Origin of the sequence: Halorubrum salinarum (genome assembly GCF_013267195.1) — an archaeon.
GTDB classification, from domain to species: domain Archaea; phylum Halobacteriota; class Halobacteria; order Halobacteriales; family Haloferacaceae; genus Halorubrum; species Halorubrum salinarum.
In genome coordinates, this window is the sequence record NZ_CP053941.1 from 2,739,061 (window position 1) to 2,756,189 (window position 17,129).

Consider the following 17,129-nt stretch of genomic DNA (forward strand, 5'->3'; position numbering starts at 1 on the left):
CGGGTCGACGAAGCTCGATCTCGCGACTCGATCAGTCGTCGCCCGGCTTCGGCTCCGGCTCTGACGCCGCCCCGTCGACCGGATCGGGCGCTTCGCCGGCTGCCCGCCGTTCGACGCGAGTCACGATCCGCGCCCCGACGGCCGCCGACCCCGCGCCGAGGACGGCGCCGGCGATTACGTCGGTCGCCCAGTGGATCCCGAGGTACATCGTCGAGTAGACGACGGTCGCGGTGAGGGCGCCGGCGATCCAGGCCCACCGCGGGAACCGACGCCGAGAGCGCCACGCGACGGCGGCCACCGCCACGGAGAGCGAGGCGTGGAGCGAGGGGAAGACGTTCGTGTTCGACGCGACCGCGGCCGTGAGCTCCTGGGTCTCGGGGTAGAACTGGTACAGCAGCCCGTCGACCGAGTCGAGGTACTTTCGCGGCCCGTAGCCGACGAACAGCGTGTAACAGAGCGTCCCGACCGCGTAGTTCAGCATGTAGGCGACGAGCAGTTCCTTCAGGTGTCGCTGTCCGCCGTCCCCGGCGAGGAAGTACACCGCCGGCCCGGCGACGAGGAGGACCGCGAACCCGAGCATGTACGCCGCCGAGAAGAGTTCGAGCGTCGCGTCCGGCGTCGCGCGCTGGAGCGCGGCCACGAACTCTCCCTCGATAGCGTACAGCTTGTCCGTGATATGCCAGTCGAGCGCGCGGGAGATCCGAATCCGGTACCCCTGGGTGAGCTGTTTGACCGCGAGTAACCCCAGCGCCGCCGCGAGGTACGGCGCGATGTCGCGAGCGCGGCGGCCGAGGTCGTTCGTCGTGCGAGACAGCTGTCGAGGCCCGACACAGAGGAGGGCTGTGACCGCCGACCCGACGGCAACCGAGAGGCCGGTGAGGGCGGTCACTCTGAGGAGCGCCATCGTCGTTTCCCCACCGCCTTCACGATACATGAGTGACACGATATCCGAGCAGGCCGGTACGGCAGGAAAAGGGAACGGCCGCCAGCGCCGCTACCCCTCCCGCTCCGTTGGTGATCACCCGCCGCGACAGTGGTGATTTGTCCATTGGACCTGAGCGAGATCGACCGGGGTATTTCGGTATAGCGACATACGATTTACTCACTCGCTCTCGAACAAAATGTGTCGCTTCTTACCCGACGGAATTCGAGTCGGTCACGGGAGCAGTCGGTAGACGTTCGCCTCGTAGACCTCGCGCACCTGATCGCCCCAGTTGTGAGTGTAGGTATCGATCACGTCGTCGGCGACGTCGCCGCGCAGGTACTTCACCACGCCGCGGTCCCCGGTCCTGTCGCGGAGGTGCGTCGTGAAGAAGTGTCTGAAGTAGTGGGGCGTGACGTTCTCGTCGGCGCCGCCGCCGGTCCGATACCACCCTTCCTCGCGGGCGTACCGCTCGACGACGTGTCTGACCGCCTGCGGTCGCAGCCGCTCGCCCCAGCCCTCCGCGGTGCCGACGAACAGCGGCTCCGCGGGCGACGGCGAGTCCGGTCGAACCGCGAGCCACGCCTTCAGCGCACGGTGTAGCTCGTCGTCGACGGGGATCACGGTCCCCCGCTTCCGCTTGTTCGCGGCCGTGCGCACCTCACCGTTCAACTCCTCGCCGACGGTCGCGTCGGCCGTCACGAATATCGAGTCGGGGCGCCCCGACAGCGCCGGTCGGTCGCCGAGCGCGTAGGCGGCCTCCAAGTCCGGATCCGTGACCGAGAAGTCACGTAAGTCGAGGTTACAGAGCTCGCCGACCCGCATCCCGGTCTTCAAAAGCGTCACCACGAGCGCCCGATGGAGCGGGTGGCGGATCCCGGCGAGGAACGACCGCATGGCCGGGATAGAGACGTCGCGCCGAGCAGGGTCCTTGTCGACGGTCTCGTCCATCTCCTCCATCACCAGCGTCATCGGATTGCCGTCGAAGGCGCCCACCTCCGTCATGTACCCGTAAAACCGGTGGAGGTAGGCGGCGTACGTCGCGACCGTGCTGTCGGCCACGTCGCCTCGCAGCGAGTGGACGAACGCCATACAGTCGCGGTGGGTCGCCGACGCCGGTTCGGTCCCGTCGAGGAACGCCTCGAACCGGCGGAGGACGCGCTCGTACGCCGCCCTGGTCCGGTCCGTCTTGCCGTGGTAAGTGAGGTCTTCGAGGAAGTATCCGACCGGGTCGTCGGGCTCGGGGGCCCCGCGCGCGCTACTCATCGGTCAACACGTACCCCCCGTCACGCCCGCTGTATCGAACCCGGTTTCGATCTTGGAGATCGTCGAGCGTCGCCTCTAGTTCGTCCTCCACGTCACCGACCACGGCCTGGACCAGTTCGTCCCACGATCGGGGTCCGGATTCGAGAGCCGCGCGAACACGCCTTTCGAGGTCGTGACCCCTGGGGTCGGAGCCCTCGGAAGCGGGTTCCTCGTCGGTCGCCGACTCGCTTGGCGCGAAGCCCCTGCGTCCGGCCTGTACCATCGTCCTGACGAACTCGCTCAGCGACATGTCCAACTCGTCGGCGTGCTCGCGCCAGATCTCTTTTTGTTCTGTCGGCACGTACGTCTTCACCGACTGTCGATCGCCTCCCATCTGTGGAACGAGCGTTCTCGCGCTCTCAACTTCAATCTATCCCAGATTTCCGGATAAGTGACTTTATCTCGGTGTGTAGACCCCTATATCCGCCAGTTCTGAGAATGTATCTTGTTTTGTAGTGCTGCTATCTGAGGTGTGTGGTACTACTTTCCTGGATATACAATTTCCATGATCGCTTCCATGCGGGGAGCCCTAGGACACGCCATCCCAGGGAGTCGGCTAACCGATTCCGTCGGAGTGTTTGAGAACACGACACGAACTGGTCGGACTTCGTCGACAAGGGGTTACCGCCGAGACGTATCGACTGGATTTCCTGCCACTGCCGGTACGAAAACACGGACCGGGGCCAGCGCGACGTGGCCGGACCCCGTTCAGACGCGACGAGTATATTTCATGCCGCTATACGATACCCGGACTCAGACCCGTATCTCCGAGTCGGTCGGTTCGCGTTCGAACGCCCCGAGCACGCGAGAGACCGATTCGTCCGTCTCGGCGGCGTTACGCATCAGGACCGTCTCGCTCGGGAAGAGGTGCTCGCCGACGGAGAGGCCGTGTTCGCGGGCCGTCGAGCCGGTGACGGTGAGGTAGACGCCGAGGCCCACCCGAGCGATGGCCGCCTCCTCCTCCTCGTCGGCGTCGGGATAGACGAACTCCACGCCGTCGAGCGCGTCGGTGCCCAACACCGCGGTGACCAGGCGCTCGTACCGCGGCGAGATACACAGCAGGCCCTCGTAGTCGGCGAGGTACGCGCGGTCGAACGTCGTGTTCGGCGCGCGTCGGTCCTCGCGTCCCATCAGCGTGTGATACACGGTGTCTCCGAGGCCGGACACGACGCGCACGTCGGTGTCGACCGGGTCGATGCGGTCGTTGATGTCCGCGATGTCGCCGAGGCCGCCCTCTCGGATGCCGACCACCTCCTCCAAGACGAGGTCCGCGGAGTCGAATCCGAGCGCGAACTCGTGGGTTCGGAGCGCGCGGAACGGCTCCTCGCGGCCGACGAGTTTGACCGTCACGTCGCCCAGGTCGACCGTCGCGGCGTCGAACACGATCCGACGCGGCTTCCCGTTTCGGTCGTCGCGAAGCAGCGTGAACTCGGGTTCGGCGGCGGCCGCCGGGTCCGAGTACTCGGCGAGCCGCTCGTACGGGCCCGCGTCGGCGTCGACGGAGCCCTTCGTGACCGCCTTCTCGTACCGGAGCGTGTTGCTCACGCCGTCCGCGAGCCGGTCGAGGCGGTCGCCGTCCGCGACGGCCGCGATCCGCTCTAACACCGCTTCGAGCGGGCGTCCCTTGCGCGGGACCGCGACCGGAACCGGATCTGTCATTGAGCGATCTGCGGTCGGGCGCGTAAAACGGGTTGCGTTTTTGAACCGGGACCACGGCTCGCTGCCGTGCCCTTCGAAAAAGCCGGCGCGGCGTCGGCAGCGACCGACTTACGGACCGAAGGCCTCGTTGAGCCTGGTCCGGAACTCGTCGAGCTCGTCGAGGTGATCGTTGATCTCCTCGATCTCGGCCGCCACGTCGTCGAGGTCCTCGCCGAGGCGGTCCTCGATGTCGGTGAGCCGCGAGTCGACCTCCGCGAGGTCGTCCCACAGGTCGTCGAACTCCTCGTCGAAGCGGTCGAGCCCGGACTCGACCTCGTCCACGCGCTCCGTCGCGTCGGTGGCGAGGTCCTCCGCGCTCTCGGCCGTCTCCTCGGCGTTCTCGGCGCGCTCGGCCGCCCTGTCGACCTCCTCGTAGAGGGTTTCCACGTCGTCTCCCAGGTCGTCGACCGACTCCGCGACGGCGTCGGCCTCTCCCTCGACCCGGTCCACGTCGGCGGCGAGGTCGTCGACGTCGCTCTCGACGGCCGAGACGACGCCCCGGACCGATTCGACGCTGTCGTCGACGGCCGCGACGTCGTCCTCGACCGCCCGAACGTCGCTCTCGACCGTCTCGACGTCGTCCGCCACCGCGTCCACGCGGTCCTCCACCTCGTCGACCGCGTCCGTGGCGGCGTCGACTTCGGCGTCGACGCGCGAGACGTCGGAGGCGAGCGTTTCGCGCTCGTCGTCGGCATCGTCCAGGCGGTCGTCGAGGGCGTCGACCTCCGCCTCGACGGCGTCGACGCGGTCGTCGATCCCGTCGAGGATCTCGCGCGCCGTACCCTCACCGTCGATGAACTCCGCGAGCGCGTCGGCGTACGCCTCGATGTCGGCCACGCTCGACTGGAGGCGGGCGATCCGCACGTCGACGCTGCGCGGCACGTCGGCCTCGAACGCCTCCTCGATGGTCGCGATGTCCTCCTCGTCTGCCGCGCCGGTGCGGATCTCGGCCGCGAGCGCCGCCGCGAGGCCGCCCTCGCCCGGCAGCCTCGCCGCCTCGCCATCGTCCTCGACCGCTCCCTCCTCGTCCGTCTCGTCCTCGTGAGGCTCTTCAGCGTCCGTGTCGTCCGCCTCGGGCGCTTCCTCGGGCGCGTCGTCGGCCGCCGGCTCGGCTTCCTCGTCCGGGGCAGACTCGCTCTCTGCCACCGCTGCGCCGACGGGCTCTCCCTCGTGCGCCGTCACGGCGGCCGTCCCCGCTTCGATGGCCCGCGGTTCGGGGGCCGCGGACTCCGGCTCGTCGTGGGCTTCGTCGGCCGCGTCAGCTTCCGGCTCGGCGTCGGCTTCCGGTTCGGCGTCTGCCTCCGGCGGCTCGGTCGGCTCCGCGTCGTCCTCCTCGGCCTCGGATTCGGGCTCGTCTGCGGGTTCGGCCGGGTCGTCCGGGAGCAGCTCGTCGTCCTCCGCCATTCCCGGGAGCGTCGCGCGGTCGCCGGAGAGCACCTCGCGGACCGCGTCCGTGTCGCCGGCGCCGAGAACGTCCTCTATCTCCTCGCCGACGGGGACGTGTTCGATCACCGGCGTGCCGAGGAACCCGTCGAGGTCGGGGTCCTCGTCGCGGATCCCGAACACCGTCTCGACGGTCTCGTCCGGGTCTATCACCCGTTCGAACTCCACGCGGTGGTCCTTGTACGCCGTCCAGTTCTCGCTTTCGTACTCCGGGTGGAACCCGACTCGGTCCATCGGGAACGACTCCGGGATCCGGTCGACGATGCGCACCCGTACGGGGTCCTCGCGGTGCGAAGAGAGGGTGTACATCACCGCGGGCACGGGGAACGCGTCGTCAGTGAAGGATTTCTCGACGCGGATGCCGTCCTCGTCGACGGTCGTGGCCGCCTCCGCCGTCCGTTCGCTCATACCCGCACGTCCCGGAGCAAGGGCTTAAATTCCACGGGCCGCGTTTCGTGGTTGATAACCGAAACGTCGAGAAAACGGCCGCTCGACTCCCGTTTACAGGTCGATCCGGTCGCCGATCTCGACTATCTCCAGCCGGTCCGGCGACTCGTAGCTCCGCACGTGGTCGTGGAGCGCGGTCGGGTCGGCGGTCAGCCCCTTCCACATGTCCCAGTGGGTCGGCACCAGGCGGTCGAGGCCGAGGTCGTTCGCCGCCGTCGCGACCTCGTTCTCGTCGCTGTACCACTTCGTCCGAACCGGCTCCCCCGTCTCCTTGTCGGGTATCGTGCCCTCGGAACCGAACGCCAGGATTCCGAGGTCGATGTCGAACCGCTCCGCGAGCCCCGTGAACGACGGCGAGGGCTTGCTGTCGCCGGCGTGGAACACCGTCCCCGCGTCGTGTTCGATCACGTAGCCGACCGGGTGCGTGGCGTCCGCGTCGTGCGTTTCGACGACGTGAACGGTGAACTCGCCGACGCGCAGTTCGTCGCCCTCGGTGACCTCGGTGAACGCCGCCTCGCTCACGTCGTACTCCTCGGTCCACCGCTCCTCCTCGCGCGCGACCGCGAGCGAGTCGTCGGGCGCCACGAGGTCCGCGTCGGTGTTCTCCAGGATCGGCGCCTGCGAGGGCCCGTGAACGTGGTCCGTGTGCTCGTGGGTCGCAAGCACCGCGTCAGCGACCTCGACGTCGGCGGGGTCGAACGGGACCGGAATCATCCGAATCGTCCGCGGCGGGTCGCCCGTGCCGACGTAGGGGTCGATCCAGAGGACCGTCCCCTCGCTCCCCTTGATCGCGAAGCCGTTACAGCCCAGGTACCACAGCGCCACCGTGTCGGGGTCGGCGTCCGCGACCGCGCGCGGCAGCCAGTCGCCCCAGTCGGAGTCGACCATGGACGGCGATGCGGAAGCGGCGGGGGTAATGATTCCGGAGTTCGCCGGATCGCGGACAGTTGTGTCGGAACAGCAACGACGGATTTCTGTCGCGGACGCCACAAATAAATCGCATACCGCTATACAAAATTGCCGCGCACCGCGCGAGCGAGTTCGATCCGCGAAACCCGGGAAAATAGAAGCGAGACGCGGTCTACCGGGGGTGAGTCGAAACGAGAAGGCGAGTCAGCGCGACTCGCGAGTCACTCGGTCGACAGGCGACCGGGGGTCCACTCGGCGCCGTCGAGTTCGCGGTGCGTGAACGGGACCGCGTCCTCGCCGCTATAGCTCGCGACGAGGTGTCCGTCGCCTTCGAGGTAGTACTTGTACGTCGTGAGCCCCTCGAGGCCGACCGGGCCGCGGGCGTGGATCTTCCCCGTGGAGATCCCGACCTCGGCGCCGAGGCCGTAGCGGTAGCCGTCCGCGAACCGGGTCGAGGCGTTGTGGAAGACGCTCGCGGCGTCGACGCCGGTCATGAACGTCTCGGCCGTCTCGGCGTCCTCGGTCAGGATCGACTCGGTGTGTTTCGAGCCGTGGTCGTTGACGTGGTCGATCGCGTCGTAGGCGTCGTCGACGACCTTGATCGACAGTTCGAGGTCGCCGTACTCCGTGTCCCAGTCGTCGGCGGTCACGGGGTCGACGTCGACGACCTCGCGGGTCCGCTCGTCGCCGCGCAGTTCCACGCCGGCGTCCTCGTAGCGCGCGACGAGGTCGGGCAGGAACGCGTCGGCGACGGACTCGTGTACGAGCAGCGTCTCGACGGCGTTACACACGGCGGGGTACTGGACCTTCGCGTCGAAGGCAACGTCCTCCGCCATCTCCAGGTCAGCGTCGGCGTCGACGTAGACGTGACAGACCCCCTCGGTGTGACCGAGCACGGGGATCTGCGTGTTCTCCTGGATGTACGAGACGAACTCCGAGGAGCCGCGCGGCATCACGAGGTCGACGCGGTCGTCGAGTTCGAGGAGGCGGTCGACCTCCTCGTGGGCCTCGACGTGGGCCGCCCACCCGTCGGGGAGGTCAGGGGTGGCCTCGACGATCGTCTCGTGGAGGATTCGGTTCGACTCGCTGGCCTCGCTGCCGCCCTTGAGGACGACCGCGTTCCCGGACTTCAACGCGAGCGCGGCGATCTGAACCAGAGCGTCGGGCCGCGACTCGAACACCGTCGCGACGACTCCGATCGGCACCGCGACCCGGTACAGTTCGAGGTCCTCGTCGAGCTCGCGCGCCGCGAGCGTCTCGCCGAGCGGGTCGTCCTGTTCGGCGACCGACTCGACCATCGACGCGATCTCCTCGACCTTCGTCGCGTCGAGCTTCAGGCGGTCGACCAGCGCCTGCGTGTACTCGCCGTCCGCAAGCATCGCCTCGGCCGCCTCCACGTCGACCGCGTTCGCCTCCAGTATCTCCGATTCGCGCTCGCGGATCGCGTCGGCTATCGACCGGAGCGCCTCGTCGCGGGTCGCCTCGTCGGCGTTCGCGAGCCGCAGCGCGGCGCGCTCGGCCCGCCGGGCCAGTTCGTCGGTGTCCGCTTCCACGTCGGTGGTGTGGCTCTCACTCATCGTCGTCACCCGTCTCCGGCACGAATAGCGTGCCCGTCGGCTTACCCGCTGCGATCCGCGCTAACACGTCGCGCTCGGCCGACCCGGCGATGATGGCGGGGATCCCGTGGCGGCTCACGTCGTGGGCGCCCTCCACCTTCGTGCGGATGCCGCCGAAGTCGGTCTCCGTGCCGTCGCCGACGATCTCCCGCAGCCGCTCGTAGCCGTCGTCGACGGCCTCGATCAGCTCCGCGTCGCCGTCGCGCTTCGGGTTCCCGGTGTAGACGCCGTCCACGTCGGTGAGCGTCACGAGGAGGTCGGCGTCGAGCCCGATCGCGATCGACGCCGACAGCATGTCGTTGTCGCCGATCCGGAGCTCGTCGGTCGCGACCGCGTCGTTCTCGTTGACGACGGGGACGACGCCCCACGACAGCAGCGTCTCGACGGTGTTCGTGAAGTTGTCGAACCGCTCCGGGGCGTCGAGGTCGGTCCCGGTCACGAGGATCTGCGCCACGTCCTGGTCGAAGCGCTCGAAGCTCTGCGTGTAGTGACGCATCAGCAGGCCCTGGCCCACGGTCGAGAGCGCCTGGCTCTCCGCGATGGACTCGACGCCGTCCCGCGACTCGGGCCCCGTGTCGAGCCGCCCCGTCCCGGCGCCGACCGCCCCGGAGGAGACCAGCACGACCTCCGTGCCGCGCTCGCGGAGGTCCATCACGTCCGCGACCAGCTTGTCCAGCTTCACCCGGTCCAGCCGCGAGTCGTCGTCGGTCAGGGAGTTCGTCCCCGCCTTGACGATCACGCGGTCGGCCGCGGCGGCCTCCCGTCGCGCGGCCGCGACGCGGTCGGCGTCGGTCGCGCCGACCCGCTCCACGCTCGCGTCCTCAGCCATCGTCGAACGCCTCGGCGAGCTCCCGGGACCGGCGCTCGGCGGCCGCGACCGCATCCTCGACCGCCGCGTCGGCCTCGCTGTCCCACAGCACATCCATGCCCTCTATCGTCGTGCCGTTCGGCGAGCAGACCGCGTCGATGAGTTCGTCGACGCTGCGGTCGTCGCGCAGCACCGTCTCGGCCGCGCCCTTGAATGTCTGAGCGGCCAGCGTCTCCGCCTGTTCGGGGTCGAGCCCGCTGTCGATCCCGCCCTGCTTCATCGCGTCGATCAGGTAGAACGCAAACGCGGGGCCGCTGCCGTTGACCGCCGTCGAGACGTGCATCAGCGACTCGTCGACCTCGACGAACTCGCCGACCGCGTCGAGCATCGCGCGGACCTCGTCGGTGAGCCCCTCGTGCGTCGCGGCCGCGGCCATGTTCCCCGTCTCCGCCGCGAGGTTGGGCATGATCCGGACGACGGAGGCGTCGGTGCGCGCCGCGACGAACTCGCGGGGGAGCCCCGCCGCCAGCGTCACCAGCTGCTGGTCCCCGCGGAGGTCGAGGTCGTCGAGGACCGCGGGCGCCACGTCCGGCTTCACCGCGAGGACGACGATGTCTGCGTCGCGCGCCGCCGCCACGTCCTCGGTCGTCTCGTCGACGGCGTCCTCGATCGCGGCGAGCGCCTCGGGATCGAGGTCGATCGCCGTCAGGTGGTACCCATCAACGCGGGCGAGCCCCCTGAGCAGGGCACCCCCCATGTTCCCGCAGCCGATAACGCTCACTCGAGTCATTTGGCCCTACGGAATCGTCGGGCGGACATACCAACTGCGGTTTTCGCAATTTTCCGGGAACGGTCGATTCCATTCCCCTCGCGGCCGCTTACACCAGATCCGCGTACAGCGATCGGTAGCGGTCGGCGATCGCGTCGAGCGAGAAGGCCTCGCTCCGCTCGGCGGCCCGCGCGCCGAGTTCCGCCTGGCGGTCGGCGTCGCGGAGCGCGTCGATGGCCTCGACGAACCCCTCGACGTTGTCCCCGCGAGCGTCGGCGTCGGCCGCGGCGTGCGCCCCGTCGCCCGCGTCGCCGACCTTCAGGCACTCCTCGCCGTCGTCCAGCCACGAGAACGTCTCGATGTCGCGCACGACGAGCGGCTTGCCGGCGGCCATCGCCTCCAGCAGCGCGATCCCCTCGTTCTCCTCGTGGGTCGGGAAACAGAACACGTCGCCCGCGGCGTACGCGCCGCGGATGTCGTCGACGAACCCCGTGAACGTACAGTTCCTGGGCGCCTCGTCGACGAGCCGCTTCGTCTGGCGGCCCTTCAGCGACCGGTCGATGGGGCCGAACCAGACGAAGTCGACGTCCGGCATCCGGTGGGCCGTCTCGACGAACGTCTCTAACCCCTTCCGCTTGATCACGTGGCCGACCATGAACACCGTCGGCGGGTCGAGGTCGTAGCGGTCGCGGTACTCGGCCTCCAGCGACTCGAACCCGTCGAGCTTCCCGCGGTCGACGCCGTTGGAGACGACGGTCGTCGGCGCGTCGGTGTACTCCTCGATCACCGCTCGGTTGTACTCGGAGGGGCAGATCAGCCGGTCGGCGAGCCCGTACGCGCGGCGGAGGTACGGCCTGAGCGGCCGCGCGAGCGCGTTCGTGAACCGGAAGCTGTCGCCGAAGTCCTCCGCGGTGACGTGGGTGTGCGCGACGACGGGGACGCCCGCCTTCCGGGCGCGGCGCGCGTACCAGACCGAGCGCGGGCCCATCAGGTTGAGGTGGAGCACGTCGGCGTCGAGCGTCGGCTCCGTCGTGTAGTCGATGCCGACCCGGTCGAACATCTTGCGCTGGTGGTCGACCGAGGCCGCCACGCCGCCGGTGACGTGCTCCGCGAACTCGAAGTAGTGGCTGACCTTCATCGGCGGATCGGCGGTCGCGGCCGCGCGGCGGTCGCGTCTCGGGCCCCGCCGCGGTCGCTCACTCGACTTCCAGCCACGGGACCTCCATCAGCGCGGGGATGTACGTCTCGATGTGGTGCTCCCAGACGCCCTCCTCGCCGAACGCCTCGCCGTGGTCGGCGGTGACGACCACGTCGCCGTCGAGCTCGTCGGCGAGCTCCGAGACGCTCTCTAAGGCGATCCGGAGGTTCTCCTCGTACATCGACAGCGCGGTCACCCGCGTGCCGTCCTTGACGAGGTCCTTCGGGTCGAGTTCGAGCCACAGGCCCGCCTTCTGGGCGAACTCGCTGTCGTCGAGCCGGCTCTCGATCTTCGGCCGGACGGAGTCGCTGAGCGAGGAGAGCAGCCCGCCGTCGTCGTCGCTCCCGTCGTTTTCCTCCGCTTCCCCCTGCTCTCTGATCCCCTTCTGGATCTGCTTGAGCTTCTGTCCCTTCCCGCGCGAGAGGTAGGGCGCGTGCGGCTGCATGTAGTGGAGCACGGTGCGGTCGGCGCGCTCGACGGCGTCTTGGTTGCGGTGGAACGCGTCCGCGAGCCCCTCCGGCGGGACGGTGCCGAGGTCGTCGTCCCAGTCGGTCTTCCACACGTCGTGGATGTCGCTGATGTGCTCGGAGGCGGTCCACTCGTAGTCGCAGCTGGCGCCCCACTTCAGCTCGTTCAGCGGGATCCCCAGGTCGTTGATAAAGGGGTTCCCGGAGAAGTACGCGATGTCGTGGTCGTCGGTGAACGTGCGGTAGGCCCACTCGGGCGTCGACGAGCCGACGCTGCGCCGCTTCTCGAGCGTGCCGTCGAGGTACTCGTCGTACACGTCCGCGAACACGTCGTATCGGCACGCGTCGAGCACCAGACAGTAATCCCACTCCGACTCGAGGAACCGCTGATCTTCCATTAGGTGGGCCGTCGGCCCGCCGGTACGTATGTATTCTCATTCTCGCCCCCGGACCGGCGGTCCGCGAGTGTGGCCGGGGCTCAGAGACGCCACGCGCCGGCGGGCGCGAAGCAGACGTTTCAAGTTCGCTACCGCCCCACCCAGTCTATGGACGGCCCACAACGGCGCGCGCTCATCCTCGGTGCGGGCGGCGCCGTCCTCCTCCTCGCGGTGCTTTTCGTCGTCGTCGGCGTCGACCGCATCGTCGACGCGCTCGCGGCCGCCGACCCGGGCCTCGTCGCCGTGACGCTCGGCCTCGGCCTCTGCTGGCTCGCGGCGTGGAGCCTCATGCTCCGCGCCGTGCTGGGCGCGCTCGATGTCGAGATGTCCGTCCGGACCGCGTTCCTCGTGTACAGCGGCGCCGCCTTCGCGAACAACGTCACCCCGTTCGGCCAGGCGGGCGGCGAGCCGGTCGCCGCGGCGCTCATCTCGAAGGTGGGCGAGGCGCGGTACGAGACGGGGCTCGTCGGTATCGCGAGCGTCGACGTGCTCAACGTCGTCCCCTCCGTCTCGCTCGTGTTCCTCGGCGTCGGGTCGTACGCGGCCACCACGGCAGTCGGCGACCGCGTCGGCTTCGCCGTCGCGAGCGCGGTCGCGCTGATCGCCGCCATCGTCTCGGCCATCGCGTTCGTCTGGCGCTACCGCGTCGCGGTCGTCGACCGCGTCCCGGGCGCCGTCGGCCCGTTCCTCGGACGTTTCGACCGCTTCGACGCCGAGACGATCGAGGCCGGCCTCGCCGACCGCCTCGGCAACTTCTTCGCCGACATCGAGCGCGTCGGCACCGACCGGACGCGCCTCCTCGGGATCGTCGCGCTCTCGCTGACCGGCTGGATCTTCCAGGCGGCCGCGCTCACCGCCGCGTTCGCCGCGGTCGGCCACCCGATTTCGCCGGTCATCCCGGTCTTCGTCGTCCCGCTGTCGTACGTCGCGGGCGCGACCCCGCTCCCCGGCGGGCTGGGCGGCATCGAGGCCGCGCTCGTCGGCCTGCTCGTCCCGACGACCGGCGTCGCCGCCTCCGCGATCACCGCCGCGGTCCTCGTCTTTCGCGGCGCCGTCTACTGGGTGCCGATGGTCATCGGCGGCGCCTCCGCGTCAGCGCTGGGCGTGAAGGCGTTCGAGTAGCGCGCCGCGTCGGGAGCGGTCCGCATTCCGTCGCAACTCCGAGCCGAGCGCGTACGCCGCGCTGCCGAGGGTATCGCGCCGCCGTTCGCTCGCAGAGACGTTGCTACGGCCGTACGTAGGGTCGGAGATACGATCCGGCCGATCCCTCAGATACGATTATGTCCTGAAAGCGCGTATAAGGGGCATGAACGGAGGCAAAGCGACGGAAAACGGGATCGCTCGGCGCACCGTCCTGCGGCGCGGGGCGCTCGTCTCGGCCGCGCTCGGACTCGGCGTCGCGGCGGGCGGCGGCGGGGCGGCGGCGTCGAAGCGACCAGAGTTGGTCGAAGCGATCGCGGTCGAGAGCGGCCTCTCGCCGCGGGACGCGGCCCGCGGGCTCGACGCGATCACCGGCGCGGTCACCGCCGCGTTACGGCGGGGAGACAGCGCCCAGGTCGAGGACTTCGGGCGGTTCAGTATCTCGAAGCGTAGCGCTCGGACCGGGCGAAACCCGCGGTCGGACCGAGGCGGCGACGACTCGCCGGTGACGTTCGACCCGTGTCCGGCGTTCGCGGCCGCGCTCGATCTCAACCCCGGCCGCGGCGACGTGGCGAGCGCCAAGTGTCGCGACGCCGACGTGTGGATCGACGCCGAGTCCGTCGCGAGCGACACCGGGCGCAGCTCCGACCAGGGGCTCGCGGCGCGCGAGGCGGCGCGGCTGCTGGACGCGCTCGTCACCGTGACGGCCAACGGCCTTCAGGGCGGGGGAACGGTCGTGGTGAGCGAGGCGTTCGGCTCGTTCGGCATCTCGAAGCGGAGCGCCAGGACGGGGCGGAACCCGCAGACCGGCAAGCGGACCGAGAGCGCGGCGAAGAACGAGGTCAAGTTCAAGGCCGGCGCCGAGCTCTCCGGGCAGGTGAACTGAAGGCGGCGGCGAGCGCTGCGCCGGCGCGGCGAGTCACGCCGACCCCCGAAAAGCCGTGCCGCTCAGAAGAACAGCCACAGCACGAGCAGCGCGTACAGGATCACCAGCGAGATGAGCGTGAGGCGGATGAGGATGTTGACGCTGAACACGAGCCCGTTGTAGTCGTTCTTCAGGAGCTTCACCGGCTCGGTCCGGTTGCTCTCGAACCCGACCGTCGCGGGCGCGACGTCGTCGACGGCGCGGTCGACCGCGCCCTCGATGGCGTCAATGTCGGACTCGCGCATGTTCGCCAGCTCGTGGATCGACGCGTGGGTGTCCGTCGAGAAGGGGATCACCGCGTCGAACTCCGCGCGGTACTCGTCGGCGGTCGCCCGCACGTCCGGGGTGAGCCCGTTGGTGTCGACGCCGATCCAGAGGACCTCCTGTCCGTCGACGCGCTCGACCATCGCCAGCGCGTCCTGGCCGGTCCGCGTCACGGAGAACCCGGCGGCGTAGTCCTCGACGAGGTCGGCGTCCGCGAGCCGGTCGCGGAAGTCGTCGAACGCGCGCTTCAGGCGGTCGGCCGTCGCGGAGCCGTACTGGATCTCGACGTCGGGGCCGTTCTGGATGTCGTGTCGGTGCTGGTCGATCAACAGCACCTCGTCGTGGTCGACGTCGCGCATGAACACGCCCGTGTCGTAGTCGTCGATCCCCTCGCCGTGGAGGACGACCACCTCCTTGTCCCCGATCCGGCGGCCGTGGAACCGCACGTCCGCGTAGCCCTCGCGCTCCCCGTACGACTCGGTCACGAGCCGCGAGACGCGCTCGGTCCGGTCCGGGTCCGCGACCGCGTCGAGGATCCGCTCCGCGTCCGCGGGGTTCGAGAGGTCCTCCTTGTGCGTACACGGGACGTGGAAGAAGAAGCCGGCCGCGTCCTCGGACGCGGCGCCGCCGTCGGTCGCGGCCGGGGCCGCGGCGCGCTCCGTCCCGTCGACCCCGCGGCCCTCGTTCAGCGCCTCGATCAGGTTTCCGCTCAGCTGGCCGCCGCCGAACCCGCCGAGCGGACCGGGGTGGACCCACGGGGCCGCCACCGTGAGCCGGCTCCCGTTGTCGACGGCGAACGTCTCGACGGCCGGGCGTGCCTCGACCCCCAGGTCGAGCGACTCGCGGTCGTTCCGGAGGAGGCCGGAGGTGAGCGCGAACGCGGAGACGTCGGTGTTGCTCTTGATCAGGTAGTCGACGACGACGAGGACCAGCACGAGGAAGCCAGCCGCGATGAGCAGCGAGGCGAACGCGAACACGTGCCGGTACGTCGAGAAGCCGAGCTCGCTCCCGCCCAGCGCGTAGAATGCGGCGATGAGCGCCGCCGGCTCGGCGAGCGAGACGAGCAGGATCCGGTCGGAGCGGTCGATGCCCGTCGAGACGACGAGCACCAGGATGTTGATCAGGTACAGCGTGATGAAGCTGAGCCAGATGATGCTCCAGGCGTTCCCGACGTTGTCCGCGCCGGAGAGCACCAGGGCGTAGACGAACAGGACGAACTGCGAGGTGAGCGCGAGGAAGTAGCTCCACGACCGCGGGTAGCCGTCGAGCACGCGGGGGAACAGCTCGGCCGCGACGACGAACGGGATCAGGAAGATGAGGGCGGCGACGGGGACGATCCGAGACGGGTCCGGCGCGAACGGCGTGAAGAGCCAGATGCCGCCGAACGTGCCCACCCCGTAGACGGCGCTGAGCGCGACGAGCGCGGCCGCCTGAATCCGGAGGGGCGGCACCGAGAAGACGAACCGCTGGAAGGCGTCGACGTTGTCCGCCCCCATCTACGCCGTCACCCCGTATATCGATTCGAGCTCGTCGACGGTCTGTTCCACGGAGAACCGCTCGACCGCGCCGCGGGTGTCCCGGTCGCCGTCGAGGCAGTCGCGGACCGCGCGCTCCATCTCGTCGAGGTCGCCGAACGCGAAGCGCGCCCCGTTCTCGGGGCCGATCGTCTCGTCGAACGGCGCCACGTCCGCGGCGGCGACCGGCGTGCCGCAGGCGTTCGCCTCCAGCGTCGAGAGCCCGAGGGTGTCGCAGGTCGACGCCGTGACGAACACGTCAAGGGCGGCGTAGAAGTCGGGGAGCTCCTCGCGCGGCAGGAAGTCGTGGAACCGGACGTTCCCCGGCGCGTCGGCCTCCAGATCCCCGCGGACCGGCCCCTCGCCGACGAGTTCGAACCGCACCTCGGGCAGCCGGTCCGCGAGCCGGAGGATCTCGTCGACGTTCTTCTTGCGGGTCATCCGGCCGCTGTACCCGACGACCGGCGCGTCGACGGCCGTCGGCCCGCCGTCGGTCGCCGTCGCGGTCACGCGGGCGTTCTCTTGCGGCCGGAACCGGTCCATCTCGATCCCGACGGGGAGCCGGTACGGCTCCACGTCCCGCCGGATACGCGAGGTAGAGGCCGTGACGCAGTCGAACGCGTTGAGGAAGCGGTTCTCGTAGGCGACGTACGCCCGCCCGACGACGGAGGCGAGCCGCTCCGACTTGAGCCCCTGGACGAAGTAGTCCTCGACGGGGGTGTGGTGCGTGTACACGGAGGTCGCGCCGTACCGCTTCGCGTACCGGAGGCCCATCAGCCCGGTCGACGCCGGGCCGTGGCAGTGGACCACGTCCAGGTCGGGGAGCGTCGACAGGCGGCGGAACGTGGGGAGGCGGTACTGACGGTAGAAGGGGTTCGGCAGCGAGGGGACCGGAATCTCGTGGTCGTCCGGGTCGTGGCTGCTCTCCGGATACACCACGTAGACGTCGTGCCCCCGGGATTCGAGCCGGTCGCGCCACGACTGGATGGTGTAAGTGACGCCGTCGATACCGGGGAAGTAGCTGTCGGTGAAGAAGCCGATGTTCATGGTCGCGTCTGACGGTTGGGGGGTTGCCGGCGGCCGGAACCGCCGCGGAGGGGTCGGCGGGCGGGGGACGCGCCGGTCGGGGCGGGGCTCGGCTCGTCGTCCGCGCCGACGGCTACTGCGAGTACCACGGTCATTCGCCGACTTCACTACCGGACCGCTTCAACATTTTCATTTCCCGAGCCGACTCGGCTGGGCGGGCGACGCGGGCGAACACCCCGCG

General features: G+C 69.5%; 15 protein-coding genes. 2 read left to right on the forward strand and 13 right to left on the reverse strand.

Annotation, left to right across the window (positions count from 1 at the left end; genetic code table 11):
* Positions 1 to 31 precede the first annotated feature (31 nt).
* The 11 genes from HPS36_RS13980 to HPS36_RS14030 form a co-directional block, all read right to left on the reverse strand.
* Complete coding sequence (locus tag HPS36_RS13980; RefSeq protein WP_173230615.1) at positions 32 to 904, reverse strand: phosphatase PAP2 family protein; 873 nt, start codon at positions 902 to 904, stop codon at positions 32 to 34.
* A 252-nt stretch (positions 905 to 1,156) separates the two neighbouring features.
* Positions 1,157 to 2,188 (reverse strand): tyrosine-type recombinase/integrase, encoded by a 1,032-nt coding sequence (locus tag HPS36_RS13985; RefSeq protein ID WP_173230616.1) that lies wholly within the window; start codon positions 2,186 to 2,188, stop codon positions 1,157 to 1,159.
* Entirely contained in the window at positions 2,181 to 2,561 is a 381-nt protein-coding gene (locus tag HPS36_RS13990) for a DUF5805 domain-containing protein (protein ID WP_173230617.1), read from the reverse strand. Before HPS36_RS13990 ends, HPS36_RS13985 begins: the two co-directional genes overlap by 8 nt.
* Positions 2,562 to 2,980: 419 nt before the next feature.
* Positions 2,981 to 3,886, reverse strand: coding sequence for a hypothetical protein (locus HPS36_RS13995; RefSeq protein ID WP_173230618.1), 906 nt, complete (start codon positions 3,884 to 3,886; stop codon positions 2,981 to 2,983).
* Between the two features lie 108 nt (positions 3,887 to 3,994).
* Positions 3,995 to 5,776: an alanine-zipper protein gene (locus HPS36_RS14000; RefSeq protein ID WP_173230619.1), complete on the reverse strand. Its 1,782-nt coding sequence runs from the start codon at positions 5,774 to 5,776 to the stop codon at positions 3,995 to 3,997.
* 93 nt (positions 5,777 to 5,869) lie between these two features.
* The gene (locus tag HPS36_RS14005) at positions 5,870 to 6,703 is read right to left on the reverse strand and encodes an MBL fold metallo-hydrolase (RefSeq protein WP_137716358.1); all 834 of its coding nucleotides are present in this window, start codon (positions 6,701 to 6,703) and stop codon (positions 5,870 to 5,872) included.
* Positions 6,704 to 6,945: 242 nt separating this feature from the next.
* Entirely contained in the window at positions 6,946 to 8,301 is a 1,356-nt protein-coding gene (locus HPS36_RS14010; protein ID WP_173230620.1) for a glutamate-5-semialdehyde dehydrogenase, read from the reverse strand.
* Positions 8,294 to 9,169: a glutamate 5-kinase gene (gene proB / locus HPS36_RS14015; protein WP_137716360.1), complete on the reverse strand. Its 876-nt coding sequence runs from the start codon at positions 9,167 to 9,169 to the stop codon at positions 8,294 to 8,296. Before proB ends, HPS36_RS14010 begins: the two co-directional genes overlap by 8 nt.
* Positions 9,162 to 9,938, reverse strand: coding sequence for a pyrroline-5-carboxylate reductase (gene proC / locus HPS36_RS14020; protein WP_173230621.1), 777 nt, complete (start codon positions 9,936 to 9,938; stop codon positions 9,162 to 9,164). The genes proB and proC overlap by 8 nt, the downstream gene beginning before the upstream one ends.
* An 88-nt stretch (positions 9,939 to 10,026) precedes the next feature.
* On the reverse strand, positions 10,027 to 11,055 hold the full coding sequence (locus HPS36_RS14025) for a glycosyltransferase family 4 protein (protein ID WP_173230622.1): 1,029 nt from the start codon (positions 11,053 to 11,055) through the stop codon (positions 10,027 to 10,029).
* A gap of 58 nt (positions 11,056 to 11,113) precedes the next feature.
* Complete coding sequence (locus HPS36_RS14030; protein ID WP_173230623.1) at positions 11,114 to 11,980, reverse strand: hypothetical protein; 867 nt, start codon at positions 11,978 to 11,980, stop codon at positions 11,114 to 11,116.
* 147 nt (positions 11,981 to 12,127) lie between these two features.
* Between HPS36_RS14030 and HPS36_RS14035 the strand changes: the two genes are divergently transcribed.
* Positions 12,128 to 13,141: a lysylphosphatidylglycerol synthase transmembrane domain-containing protein gene (locus HPS36_RS14035; protein WP_173230624.1), complete on the forward strand. Its 1,014-nt coding sequence runs from the start codon at positions 12,128 to 12,130 to the stop codon at positions 13,139 to 13,141.
* A gap of 184 nt (positions 13,142 to 13,325) precedes the next feature.
* Positions 13,326 to 14,045 carry an HU family DNA-binding protein gene (locus tag HPS36_RS14040; protein ID WP_173230625.1) on the forward strand — a complete coding sequence of 240 codons (720 nt, stop codon included), beginning with the start codon at positions 13,326 to 13,328 and terminating at the stop codon, positions 14,043 to 14,045.
* Between the two features lie 62 nt (positions 14,046 to 14,107).
* Here HPS36_RS14040 and HPS36_RS14045 read toward each other — a convergent pair whose 3' ends face one another.
* Both HPS36_RS14045 and HPS36_RS14050 read right to left on the reverse strand, forming a co-directional pair.
* A complete protein-coding gene (locus HPS36_RS14045; RefSeq protein ID WP_173230626.1) occupies positions 14,108 to 15,844 on the reverse strand; it encodes a DUF2070 family protein in 1,737 nt (578 codons plus the stop codon).
* Positions 15,845 to 16,909, reverse strand: a complete 1,065-nt coding sequence (locus HPS36_RS14050) for a glycosyltransferase (protein WP_173230627.1) — start codon at positions 16,907 to 16,909, stop codon at positions 15,845 to 15,847.
* Positions 16,910 to 17,129 lie beyond the last annotated feature (220 nt).